This window comes from Comamonas testosteroni ATCC 11996, from assembly GCF_000241525.1.
Classification (GTDB): domain Bacteria; phylum Pseudomonadota; class Gammaproteobacteria; order Burkholderiales; family Burkholderiaceae_C; genus Comamonas; species Comamonas testosteroni.
On the sequence record NZ_AHIL01000029.1, the window covers coordinates 337698 to 349798 of the forward strand.

The window sequence follows — 12101 nt, forward strand, 5'->3', positions numbered from 1 at the left end:
GACTCACCAGCGCGAAGGTGAACCTCCAAAAAAAGCATCAAGGGCAGCTCAGGCTGCCCTTGTTGTTTCTGGCTTTCCTTTTTTCTGCATCCCGCGCGCACAACTGATCTGTGATCATGGCCGCGATTGCGGCCTTCGTCAGGGCTTAGCATGTCGTCATTCATAAAAGCTCCAGGGAAACAACGCCATGAACACATTGAAGATCGCAGTTCTGGGCACGGGCATGATGGGCCTGCCCATGGCCCGCCGCCTGGCCCAGGCCGGCCATGAGGTCCACGTCTGGAACCGCACCCGCGCCAAGGCCGAGCCGCTGGCTGCCGATGGCGCGAGCATCCACGACAGCGCGGCAGATGCCGTGCGCGGCGTGGACTTTGCCGTGAGCCTGCTGGAGAGCGGCGCCATCGTGGGCGAAGTGCTGTTCGGGTTGGGCGTGGCCGATGCCCTGCCCAAGGGCTCGCTGTTCATCGACATGGCCTCCATCCAGCCGCGCGAGGCGCGTGAACATGCCGGCAAGCTTGCCGCGCTGGGCGTGCGGCATCTGGATGCACCCGTCTCTGGCGGCACGCTGGGTGCGCAAGCCGGCACCCTGGCCATCATGGCCGGTGGCGAAGCTGCGGATTTCGAGCATGCCCTGCCCGTCTTTGCGGCGCTGGGTCGTGCCACCCATGTGGGCCCGCATGGCGCAGGCCAGCTGGCAAAACTGGCCAACCAGATGATCGTGGGTATCACCATCGGTGCCGTGGCCGAAGCCCTGCTGCTGGCCGAACGCGGCGGCGCCGACCCGGCCAAGGTGCGTGAAGCCATCTCCGGCGGCTTTGCCGACAGCCGCATCCTGCAAGTGCATGGCGAGCGCATGGTCAAGCACGACTTTGCGCCACGCGGGCGCATGACAGTGCAGCTCAAGGACATGCGCAACGCCATCGCCACGGCCGAGGAAGTCGGCTTTGATGCCCCCATCACCGGCCTGCTGGAGCAGCTCTATGCCGAGGGCGTGAAAAACGGCCTGGGCGACCTGGACCAGGCGGGCCTGTTCGTGGAATTGCAACGCCGCAACGCACTGGATTAAAAAAACCTGCGGGTTTTCCTGCAAGCCCTCCAGAATTAGCGCATAATTGCGGTCTCGCTTGCAGCGCAGGCGTTGTGTGGGGCTCTTAGCTCAGCTGGTAGAGCAGCGGACTCTTAATCCGTTGGTCGAGTGTTCGAATCACTCAGGGCCCACCAAAATTTCTTCAGTCTGATTCTTCAGATTGATCCTCCGGTTTATCCGGCGGGCTCTTAGCTCAGTTGGTAGAGCAGCGGACTCTTAATCCGTTGGTCGAGTGTTCGAATCACTCAGGGCCCACCAAAATTCAAAAGCCAAAGTTCTCAGGAACTTTGGCTTTTTTTCTTGGCCGTGCCTGGGCGCCGCCGAATCTGCAAAAGCATGGGCGCCGACATCGGAGTCGCGCCATATCAGGCATCATGCAGATATCCCCGGGCAGTATTTGCTCGCCCAAGACTCACTATGCAAAACGACCTCTCCACGTTCTGGCGCGGACCGCGTTGGACTCTGGCCATGCTGCTTGCCATCCTCGGCATGCTGGGCCCGTTCTCGGTTGACACCTATATTCCCGCCTTCTCGGGCATTGCCAAGGCATTGGGTGCAACTCCCGTAGAAATGCAGCAGACTCTGTCTGCCTACCTGCTGGGCTTTGCCTTCATGAACCTGTTTCATGGCGCCCTGGCCGACAGCTTCGGACGCCGCCCCGTCATCCTCTGGGGACTGGTGATGTTCACCATCGCCTCGGCCGGCTGCGCGCTGTCGCAGAACATCACCCAGCTGGTGATCTTCCGCACGCTGCAGGGCCTGTCCACCGGTGCCGGCATCGTGGTCTCGCGCGCCATCGTGCGCGACATCTTTCCGCCGACTCAGGCCCAGGGCGTGATGGCACAGATCACCATCTTCTTCGGTGTGGCGCCGGCACTGGCTCCGGTGATCGGCGGCTGGCTGTTCGTGCACCTGAGCTGGCAGGCCGTGTTCTGGTTCCTGACCATCGTGGGCGTGCTGCTCTGGCTCATCAACGTCAAGTTTCTGCCCGAATCGCTGCCGCCGCAAAAGCGCCAGCCCTTCCAGTTCAGACCGCTGATGCAGGGCTATGGCATCTTGCTCACCGACCCGCGCTTTCTGCTGCTGGCCCTGGCCAGCGGCATTCCGTTCAACGGCATGTTTCTCTATCTGCTGTCGGCGCCGGCTTTTCTGGGCGATATCCTGCAGCTCGAGCCCACGCAGTTCTTCTGGTTCTTCATTGCCACCATCGGCGGCATCATGGCCGGCAGCTGGACCAGCGGCCGCCTGGCCGGACGCATCCCGCCCAAGCGCCAGATCCGCCATGGCTTTCTGGTGATGTGCGTGACCTCCATCATCAATCTGGTGGCCAATCTGATCTGGCCCGCGCATGTGAGCTGGGCCTTGATTCCCATCAGCCTGTTCGCCTACGGCTGGGCGCTGATGGTGCCCGTGGTGACGCTGCTGGTGCTGGACATCCACCCTGCGCGGCGCGGCCTGGCCTCTTCGCTACAGGCCGTGGTGGGCTCGGTGGCCAACGGCTTTGTGGCCGGCGTGATTGCGCCGCTGGTCATGCATTCGGCCGCACTGCTGGCCACGGGCTCGATTCTGATGATGCTGATCGGCCTGGTCGCCTGGATCTATCTGCACCACCACTGGCCGGACATCGGCCGCCATGCCTCAGAGCATTAAAAAAAGGAGCATCTACCGCACGTAATTCATAGATTTCAGATTAAAAAGCATCTGAAATCTATGAATAGCACGCGCTATCCGCTCACTTTTTAATCAAGATTCCAGCCCTGTACAGGCAACAAAAAGCCGGCTTCAAGAGCCGGCTTTTTTCATGCTTCGGGCCGCAGCCCGAATCAGCGATCAACGCTCGTCGCGACGCGGTGCGCGGGGCTTGCGCTCAAAGCTGCGCTCGCCACCACGTTCGCCATGAGGCTGGTAAGGCTTGCCGGCACCCTGACCAAAGGCAGGACGACGATCGCCGCCGCCGAAGCCGCGCGATTCGCCACCGCGGAAACCGCCTTCGCGAGGAGCGCCTGCATGAGCGCCTTCACGGCCACCGCCGAAGCTCTTGCGGCCGAAATCGCCGCCTTCACGGCGCTGGCCGCCACCGAAGCCGCCACGCGATTCGCCGCCGCCGAAGCCGCGCGATTCGCCACCGCGGAAGCCGCCGCGCTGCTCGCCACGATCGCCGCCGCCGAAGCTGCCGCGGTCATCACGACGCTCGAAGCTGCGCTCCTGGCGTTGTTCGCCACCGAAGCCGGGACGACCGCCGCCGAAGCCGCGATCCGCACCACGCTCGCCACGATCGCCAAAGCGATCACCGCGAGGAGCGCCGCCAAAACCGGCGCGATCGCCACCGAAGCGGTCACCGCCACGGTCGCCACCGAAGCCGCCGCGATCATTGCCACGGCCGCCGCCGAAGCTGCCGAAGCCGGACTTGCGACCGTAGCCTTCGCCATCACGACGACCACCGAAGCCACCGCGACCACCTGCGCCGCCGCCACGGCGACCGTCACGCTCGCCCGCTGCCGGGAAGCGCTGCTGGGGTTCCATGCCGGGAATGGTCTCGGCCTTGAACTGCTGACGGGTATAGCCTTCGATATCGAACACGCGGCGACGGTCGCGGAATTCCGCAAACGTCACAGCCACGCCTTCGCGGCCGGCACGACCGGTACGGCCGATACGGTGGGTGTAGTCCTCGGCCTTCATGGGCAGGCCGTAGTTGAAGACGTGGGTGATGGTGGGCACGTCGATACCACGAGCCGCCACATCGGTAGCCACCAGGATCTGGACCTGACCGTTGCGCAGCGCCATCAGGCGGCGGTTGCGCAGACCCTGGCTCAGAGCACCGTGCAGGGCCACGGCAGAGAAGCCGTCCTGCTGCAGATCGTTGGCCAGACCGTCACATTCCACCTGGGTGGACGCAAACACGATGGCCTGATTGATGCTGCTGTCACGCAGCCAGTGGTCGAGCAGCTTGCGCTTGTGCTGCATGTTGTCAGCCCAGAACAGCGCCTGCTTGATGTTGGCGTGCTTTTCCTGGGGCGTATCAACAGTCACCTTCTTCACGCCGGAGCCGTTGTCGTGCATCACGCGCATGGCCAGCTGCTGCACGCGGGGTGCAAACGTGGCGCTGAACATCATGGTCTGCTTGCGCTGGGCAGTCATCTGATTGACTTCAGCCAGATCGTCGGAGAAGCCCAGATCCAGCATGCGGTCGGCTTCGTCGACCACCAGGAACTGCACCTTGTCCAGCTTGATCTGCATGGAACGCTGCAGGTCCAGCAGACGGCCGGGAGTGGCCACCACCAGATCGGCGTTCTGCAGCTTGGCGATCTGCAGCTGGTAAGGAATGCCGCCCACCACGTTGGCAATGCGAATGCCGCGGCAGTGCTTGACCAGCTCGATGGCGTCATGCGCCACCTGCTGGGCCAGCTCACGCGTGGGGCACAGCACCAGGGCGCCGGGTACGGCAGCCTTGAAGTTGCGGGAGTTGGTAGGGTCCTTGCGCTTGTTGCGCTTGGGCAGAGGCTCGCCCTTGGCGGTGGCTTCTGCGCACAGACGCTCGAACTCGGCCTTGGCTTCGGCATCGGCTTGAGCGCGTTGCTGAATCAGGGTGTGCAGCACGGGCAGCAGGAAGGCGGCAGTCTTGCCGGAGCCGGTCTGGCTGGACACCATCAGGTCGATGAAACCGCTGGCATCAGCGGCTTCGCCCATGGCCAGAGGGATGGCCTTTTGCTGCACTTGTGTGGGCTGGGTGTAGCCCAGGTCGGCCACAGCCTGAACCAGCTCTGGGGCCAGGCCCAGTTCAACGAAGCCATTAGGGACTTCTTCAGCAGCAGTTTCTTCTGCGGTGTTTTCTTCAGCAGCAGCGTCTTCTGCGTCCATGTCAGCCAGCATGGCGTCCAGACGGGAATCGATTTCAGGCGAAGACAAAGCAATATCAGCAGCGGCCACTTGGCCCTGCTCCAGGGAGTTTTCTGTCATGAATAGCTCACGCAAAAAGCGACGCAGTCAGCGTGCTGCTCGCTTCTTTGACGGTTGGTTATCAACATCCACCGTCAGACTTTGACTGGCCCGTTCGCAAAACGGGGCAGATGGGCGTTATGGCTTGTCGTGTCGGCTGTATGCAGGCCGTTGCACGCAAGTAAGAACCCGGTGTGTGATGGAGATGCGCAAAAATTACCCATTGATCGGGTAAGCACTGCATTGTCGCATGTACCGGGTTTTCCCGCAAGTGGCAGGGCTATACCGCCCCGCCACCGCGCCATCAGACACTGAGCAGCTGCTGACGGTAATGCTGCAGCTCGTCGATCGACTCATGCACATCGGCCAGGGCCGTGTGGCGCTGCGCCTTCTTGAAGGAGGTATAGGCCTCGGGCTTCCAGCGCTTGGCCAGCTCCTTGAGCGTGCTCACGTCGATATTGCGATAGTGAAAGAAATTGTTGAGCTTGGGCATGTAGCGCTCCATGAAGCGCCGGTCCTGGCCAATGCTGTTGCCGCACAGCGGCGTCTTGCCCTTGGGCACGTACTTGCCCAGAAAGGCAATCAGCGCGGCTTCCGCCTCGGCCTCGCTGATGGTCGAGGCCTTGACCTTGTCGATCAGGCCGCTTTTGCCATGCGTGCCCTTGTTCCAGGCATCCATGCCGCCCAGCAGCTCGTCGGACTGATGAATGGCAAATACCGGGCCTTCGACGCGAATCTGCAGATCGGAGCTGCTGACCACCACGGCAATCTCGATGATGCGGTCGCGGTCGGGGTTCAGCCCCGTCATTTCGCAGTCCAGCCACACCATATTGAGATCGGATTTGGGCAGAACCGGTGGGGTAGCGGCCACGGGTGCGGCGCTGACGGAATTCGTACAGGAAGCTTCAGACATGGCGTAAATTGTCGCCTACACTGCCAATACATGGCTTCCCAACTAGATTTCACATTGGCACTTTCGCTGCTGTTTGCGACGGCCGTGGCCCTGCAATGGCTGCTGCGTGTGTGGCTTGTTTCACGCCAGGTGCGCCATGTGGCCACCCACCGCGGCGCCGTGCCGCCGGCATTCGCCCATCGGATCAGCCTGGCGGCCCACCAGAAGGCGGCCGACTACACGCTGGCCAAGGCCAAGGTGTCGCTGATCGACATCACGCTGTCGGCCGCCGTGCTGCTGTGCTGGACGCTGCTGGGCGGGCTGGACTGGCTCAACCGCTGGCTGCTGGAGTTCATCAGCCCCGGCCTGTGGCAGCAACTAGCGCTGCTGGCCGGCTTTGCCGTGATCTCGGCCCTGATCGAGCTGCCTTTGTCGCTCTATCAGACCTTCAGGCTGGAGCAGCGCTTCGGCTTCAACCAGATGACGCCAGGCCTGTGGCTGGGCGATCTGCTCAAGTCGACGCTGGTGGCAGCCATCATCGGCCTGCCGCTGGCAGCCCTGATTCTCTGGCTCATGGGCGGGGCCGGGCCGCTGTGGTGGTTCTGGGCCTGGGGTGCCTGGACGGCTTTCAATCTGCTGCTGATGTGGATTTTCCCCAGCTTTATTGCACCGCTGTTCAACAAGTTCGAGCCGCTGGCCGATGAAAGCCTCAAGAGCCGCGTGACCCGGCTGATGGAGCGCTGCGGCTTTGCGGCCAAAGGGCTGTTCGTGATGGACGGAAGCCGCCGCTCGGCGCATGCCAACGCCTATTTCACGGGTTTCGGCAATTCCAAGCGCGTGGTCTTCTTTGATACCCTGCTCAGGCAGCTCAGCCCCGGCGAAGTCGAAGCCGTGCTGGCTCACGAGCTGGGCCACTTCAAGCACAAGCACATCAGCAAGCGCATGGTCCTGATGTTTGGCGCCTCGCTGCTGGGCTTTGCGCTGCTGGGCTGGCTCAGCCAGCAGCTCTGGTTCTACACGGGACTCGGAGTCTCGGTGCTGCTGGGTCCGAACATCGACGTGGCTGCAGAAAACAATGCCCTGGCACTGCTGCTGTTCATGCTGGCCGTGCCGGTCTTCAGCTTCTTCGTCACGCCGCTGATGTCGGCCATGTCGCGCCGCGACGAGTTCGAGGCCGATGCCTATGCCATGCAGCAGGCCGACGGTGCACAGCTCGCTTCTGCACTGCTCAAGCTTTACGAGGACAATGCCTCCACACTCACGCCAGATCCATGGTATGTGAGCTTTTACTATTCACACCCTCCTGCCGTGGATCGCCTGGCGCGCATGCCGGCTCCCGCAGGCAGCTTGTAACACCACAACGGTTTCAGACATGAGCACACCCACACTGCAACACAAAGACTGGTCCCAACTCAAGCGCAGCGCCTTGAGCACAGAGCAAGTGCAAGAGCAACTGGCAGCCCTTGAGGGCTGGGAGCTGTCGGCCGGCCCTGCGGCCATCAGCAAGACCTTCCGTTTCGTGAACTTCTACGAGACCATGGCCTTTGTGAACGCGCTGGCCCTGATTGCCCATCAGCAGGACCACCACCCCGATCTGGAAGTCGGCTACAACCGCTGCAAGGTCAGCCTCAACACCCATGATGTGGGCGGCATCTCCGAGACCGACATCGACTGCGCACGCCGCATCGAAGCACTGCTGAATCCGGCCTGATCCTTATGGCAAAACAAGGACGGCGCCCAGGCGCCCAAGCAACAGGCGGCACCCAGACAGGCCTGGTGGTCGCCAGTTATGGCCGCCACTGCGTGGTCGAGACCCCGGACGGCGAGCGCCGCATCTGCCATCCGCGCGGCAAGAAAAGCCAGGCCGTGGTGGGCGACCATGTGCAGTGGCTCGCTCCCCCACCCGGCCAGGGCGATGAAGGCACGATCGAGAAAATCGTGGAGCGCCGCAACGTCTTCTACCGCCAGGACGACATCCGCACCAAGACCTTTGCTGCCAACCTGGACCAGCTCCTGATTCTGATAGCCGCCGAGCCGGTATTCAGCGAAGTGCAGCTCGCCCGTGCGCTGATCGCCGCCGAGGCCGCGCACATCAAGCCCATCATTGCGCTCAACAAGATGGACCTGGAAGAGCCCTTCCTGCGAGCCTGGCAGCGGCTGGAGCCTTACCGGACCATGCGCGATACAGCGGACACCACGCCGCACTATATGGTGCTGCCGCTGTCGCTGGAAGATGCGGACGATGAAGATCGCGACGCCATCATCGGCCTGCTGCAAGGCAAGACCACACTGGTTCTCGGTCCTTCGGGCGTAGGCAAGAGCACCTTGATCAACTTGCTGCTGCCCGATGCCAAGGTGGCGACCAACGAAATTTCGCAAGCGCTGAACACCGGCAAGCACACCACCACCAGCACCACCTTGTACTGGGTGGATGAGGCACGCACCACCGCCATCATCGACTCGCCTGGATTTCAGGAGTTCGGCCTCTATCACATTGCCGCCACGCAACTGGCCGCCTGCATGCCCGACATCGGGGCGCTGGCAGACCAGTGCAAGTTCTACAACTGCACCCATCTGCATGAGCCTGGCTGCGCCGTCATGGCCCAGGTCGAAGCGCAGGACAGCCCTCACGCCATCAGCGCCAACCGCTACCGGATCTATGGCGAGCTGTTCGAGGAACTGAGTCAGGAACCGCGCTACTGAGCGCAATGCTGCGCTCTTTGAGAGCTATTCAGTGTTTGCCACGCCGGCCATCCCAAGCCCGATGCGCGCCCGCCGCCGCCTGGCTTGGCTGCCGGCCACAACCCGGTGTTCACGTCATGAAGCCCAGAATTTTTCAGCCCTGCCTGCTCGCCGCCATCGCCTTAGTGATGTCTGCAGGCATGGGCCTGACCTGGGCCCAGGGCACGGAGTCCGCCCCCAGCTGGGAGGACGAGCCGCCCACGCTGTCTCGCTGGATCGAAGAAGGCTACAAGGCCGAGCAGAGCCGGCAGCCATGGCGCGCAGCGCAGCGCTATTGCGCAGCTGCACGCTATGGCAGTCTCGAGGCCCAATACCGGCTGGGCCGGCTGCTGTTGCTGGGCCGAGGCATGACGCCCGACCCTGCCACAGGCACGACGCTGCTGGCTCTGGCCGCCCAGCGCGGACATGAAAAAGCCCAGCTGCTGCTGGCCGGCAAGCTGCCCGGCGACCGGCTGCCCGACTGCCTGACCCAGGGGGATGCACCGCCGCAGGAGTTTACCGACTCCGGCCAGGAGGCCGTGCCCCACGAAGTGGTGGCCAGCTATGTGAGCAGTCTGCCCAGGCAGAAGCGGCGCATGGCCGAGCTGGTGCAACGCCTCGCGCCACGCTTCTCGATTGATCCGCGGCTGGCACTGGCCATCGTGCGCTCGGAGTCGAATTTCGAGGCACAGGCGCTGTCGCCGCGCAACGCTCAGGGCCTCATGCAACTCATTCCCGAGACTGCCGAGCGTTTTGGCGTGCGCGATGCCTGGAATCCCGAGCAGAATGTGCGTGGTGGCCTCGCCTACCTGCGCTGGCTGCTGGAGCGCTTCGAGGGCGATGTGGCACTGGTATCGGCCGCCTACAACGCGGGCGAGAGAACCGTGCAGCAGTATGGCGGCGTGCCTCCTTATGCGGAGACGCGTGAATATGTGCGGCGCATACTGAGCTTCTATCGCGCCAAGCGCCACGAGCGCCCTGCTCGCTGATGGCCCCCTTGAACAGCGCCCGGCATACCCGTCGCACCTGAGCCACCTTCGCATATGGCACTGCCCAGCACAGGACTTCGGTGACCCGCTGCGGCTGGAGCGCTCATGCCGCCAAGCTGCTGCCACGCAGAAGGCAATGTCCGGGTGCTCAACCGAGCAGACGGGCAAATGTCAGCAAGGCCAGCAGCAGAAGCCAGACCACAACCGAACGCCAGACCAGCCCCACCACACTGCGAAGATGAGCCATTTCCGGCTCTCGCCCCGGAGTGACATCGCTGCCCGTCCACTGTGCATCGTCGCCCTCTTCACCGTCAGCCGCATCGCGGCGGCGCAAGGCCTCGCCCCCCAGGCGTACATTGATGGCACCCGCAGTGGCTGCCAGAATCACGCCATCGTTGTCATTGGGAAAGCGCTGGGCATAGACGCGCCAGTTGTCTATGGCCTCCTCAAAGCTGCCCACCATGGCAAAGGACAGTGCCGTCAGCCTCGCCGGCAGCCAATCGATCACATACCAGGCCTTGGCTGCGGCGGACTGCAAACGCTCGCTGGTCGGTGCCCGAAGGCCTTCCGCCCCCTTGCGCGACCAGGCACGCGACAGATATTCGGCCATGCGGTAGAGGATGGCCCCCAGCGGCCCCAGCCCCAGAGCCGAGAAAATCGAAAACCAGAACAGCACGCCAAACACATGACGGTGTGCTGCCAGCACCGAGTACTCGATGACATGTCGCACTACTTCGCTGCGTGGCACCTCGCTGGCATCGACCTGCTGCCAGTCGGCCAGGGCCTGACGGGCGGCAAATTCATCGCCGGCATCGAGCGCATCGCGAATCCGCGTGAAATGGTGGCTGAACTGGCGAAAGCCCAGCGTGACATAGAGCACCGCGACATTCCACAGCATGGCTGCAGGCCAGCCAATGAACTCCATCAGCGCCCAGAATATGCCCAGCACGATAAGACTGGGCAGCAGCACGGCCATGGCCCAGGCCAGCCAGCCGTGATGGGGCTTGCCCGCATCGAAGTTGCTGCGTACGGTCACTGTCCAGGCGCGGTAACCGGCCTGCACCAGATTGGAGCGGGCCAGCGGGCGCGCCTGTTCCAGCAGCAGTGCGATCAGGATGGCAAAAAAGCTCATTGCTTCATCATAGCGGCGCTGTTTGTCGGCTCGTTACAACTGCTGTCTCAAGCCGCCAAAAAACGGTAAAGATTGCGCAACATGCCCGCTGTTGCCCCCCAGATATAACGTTGCTGCTCACCATCCTGATAGGGCATGGCAAACCATTCGCGATCCACCCCCTGCCACAGCATGGCGTGACGCTCATGATGTGCGGGATTGAGCAGATACGACAGGGGAACCTCAAACAGATCAGCCACTTCTCCAGGATTGGGGAAATAACTGACCTGCGGATGGACCAGCGCCACCACAGGGGTGATGTGAAACGCCGTCCCCGTCACGTAAATGGGCAAGCGACCCAGCACCTCGACATTCCTGGGAGCCAGTCCCACTTCCTCATGCGCCTCGCGCACCGCAGTGGCCTCGGCCGAGACATCCTGCGGGTCGCGCTTGCCGCCGGGAAATGCCACCTGGCCCGAGTGCGTGGACAGCCCGGCCGAACGCACGGTCAGCAACACGGTGGGCTGCTCGCGCATGACGATGGGCACGAGCACGGCCGCGTCAGAAGGCGGCCTGGCAGTGATGCGCTTTTCCTGCATGGCCTCGGGCAGCCACAGCGGCGGCTGGGCAAAGCGCGTGCGCAAGGCCTGAGGCGTCTGTGCAGCCAGCGGCACGGCCGGCAACTGGCTATCGATGCCCAGAAGGCGAGCCTTGCGCGGATCAACAATGCCCACCACGGGGAGCGAAGAATTATCAGTTGCAGGCATGTAGGTGTTCAGCCAAAAACCAGAAGCAAGAATCACAAAGCCAAGGCCGGCATAAAAAAAGCCGCCACAGCGAACTGTAGCGGCTTTTACGGAATCGCTTCCGATACGCGTATTACACGGCTGCAGCAGCAGTCTTGTTAACGCGCTGGGGCAGCTTTTCCTTGATACGAGCAGACTTGCCGCTGCGCTCACGCAGGTAGTACAGCTTGGCACGACGCACATCACCGCGACGCTTGACTTCGATCTTGGCGATCAGGGGAGAGTAGGTCTGGAACGTACGTTCCACGCCTTCGCCGCTGGAGATCTTGCGCACTGTGAAGCCGCTGTTCAGGCCGCGATTACGCTTGGCAATCACCACGCCTTCGTAAGCCTGCACGCGCTTACGGCTACCTTCCACCACGTTCACGCTCACGATGACGGTGTCACCGGGGGCGAATTCGGGGATGGTCTTGTTCAGGCGAGCGATTTCTTCTTGCTCGAGGGTCTGGATCAGATTCATGATTTAGTCCACCTTGATCTTGTCCGCGCCAGAATTGGCAAGCACCGGGATTGGTGCTATTGCTGCATTAAGCGAGCTGCCGAAGCGGCTCCGCCATTT

11 protein-coding genes and 2 tRNA genes are annotated in these 12101 nt (G+C 62.6%); 8 read left to right on the forward strand and 5 right to left on the reverse strand.

Annotation, left to right across the window (positions count from 1 at the left end; all coding sequences use genetic code 11):
- Positions 1-187: 187 nt before the first annotated feature.
- From CTATCC11996_RS13035 to CTATCC11996_RS13050, 4 genes are all read left to right on the forward strand, one after another.
- Positions 188-1066 carry an NAD(P)-dependent oxidoreductase gene (locus CTATCC11996_RS13035; protein WP_003076770.1) on the forward strand — a complete coding sequence of 293 codons (879 nt, stop codon included), beginning with the start codon at positions 188-190 and terminating at the stop codon, positions 1064-1066.
- A gap of 79 nt (positions 1067-1145) precedes the next feature.
- Positions 1146-1221, forward strand: a tRNA-Lys gene (locus tag CTATCC11996_RS13040).
- Between the two features lie 48 nt (positions 1222-1269).
- A tRNA-Lys gene (locus CTATCC11996_RS13045) sits at positions 1270-1345 on the forward strand.
- Positions 1346-1504: 159 nt separating this feature from the next.
- A complete protein-coding gene (locus CTATCC11996_RS13050) occupies positions 1505-2737 on the forward strand; it encodes a multidrug effflux MFS transporter (protein ID WP_003076772.1) in 1233 nt (410 codons plus the stop codon).
- 180 nt (positions 2738-2917) lie between these two features.
- Here the strand turns inward: CTATCC11996_RS13050 and CTATCC11996_RS13055 are convergent, their stop codons facing one another.
- Both CTATCC11996_RS13055 and orn read right to left on the reverse strand, forming a co-directional pair.
- Positions 2918-5044 (reverse strand): DEAD/DEAH box helicase, encoded by a 2127-nt coding sequence (locus CTATCC11996_RS13055; protein ID WP_003076774.1) that lies wholly within the window; start codon positions 5042-5044, stop codon positions 2918-2920.
- Positions 5045-5327: 283 nt separating this feature from the next.
- The gene (gene orn / locus CTATCC11996_RS13060; RefSeq protein WP_003067823.1) at positions 5328-5936 is read right to left on the reverse strand and encodes an oligoribonuclease; all 609 of its coding nucleotides are present in this window, start codon (positions 5934-5936) and stop codon (positions 5328-5330) included.
- A 30-nt stretch (positions 5937-5966) separates the two neighbouring features.
- Between orn and CTATCC11996_RS13065 the strand changes: the two genes are divergently transcribed.
- The 4 genes from CTATCC11996_RS13065 to CTATCC11996_RS13080 all read left to right on the forward strand — a co-directional run bounded on the left by CTATCC11996_RS13065 (position 5967) and on the right by CTATCC11996_RS13080 (position 9625).
- On the forward strand, positions 5967-7268 hold the full coding sequence (locus tag CTATCC11996_RS13065; RefSeq protein WP_034349021.1) for a M48 family metallopeptidase: 1302 nt from the start codon (positions 5967-5969) through the stop codon (positions 7266-7268).
- Positions 7269-7287: 19 nt separating this feature from the next.
- The gene (locus CTATCC11996_RS13070; RefSeq protein ID WP_003076782.1) at positions 7288-7626 is read left to right on the forward strand and encodes a 4a-hydroxytetrahydrobiopterin dehydratase; all 339 of its coding nucleotides are present in this window, start codon (positions 7288-7290) and stop codon (positions 7624-7626) included.
- 5 nt (positions 7627-7631) lie between these two features.
- Positions 7632-8618: a ribosome small subunit-dependent GTPase A gene (gene rsgA, locus CTATCC11996_RS13075; RefSeq protein ID WP_003076783.1), complete on the forward strand. Its 987-nt coding sequence runs from the start codon at positions 7632-7634 to the stop codon at positions 8616-8618.
- A 116-nt stretch (positions 8619-8734) separates the two neighbouring features.
- Positions 8735-9625 carry a lytic transglycosylase domain-containing protein gene (locus CTATCC11996_RS13080; protein ID WP_003076785.1) on the forward strand — a complete coding sequence of 297 codons (891 nt, stop codon included), beginning with the start codon at positions 8735-8737 and terminating at the stop codon, positions 9623-9625.
- A gap of 148 nt (positions 9626-9773) precedes the next feature.
- Here the strand turns inward: CTATCC11996_RS13080 and CTATCC11996_RS13085 are convergent, their stop codons facing one another.
- From CTATCC11996_RS13085 to rplS, 3 genes are all read right to left on the reverse strand, one after another.
- Positions 9774-10757: a CobD/CbiB family protein gene (locus CTATCC11996_RS13085; RefSeq protein ID WP_003076788.1), complete on the reverse strand. Its 984-nt coding sequence runs from the start codon at positions 10755-10757 to the stop codon at positions 9774-9776.
- A gap of 47 nt (positions 10758-10804) precedes the next feature.
- Positions 10805-11503, reverse strand: coding sequence for a CoA pyrophosphatase (locus CTATCC11996_RS13090; RefSeq protein WP_034349137.1), 699 nt, complete (start codon positions 11501-11503; stop codon positions 10805-10807).
- Between the two features lie 112 nt (positions 11504-11615).
- Positions 11616-12002, reverse strand: coding sequence for a 50S ribosomal protein L19 (rplS, locus tag CTATCC11996_RS13095; protein ID WP_003076790.1), 387 nt, complete (start codon positions 12000-12002; stop codon positions 11616-11618).
- Positions 12003-12101 lie beyond the last annotated feature (99 nt).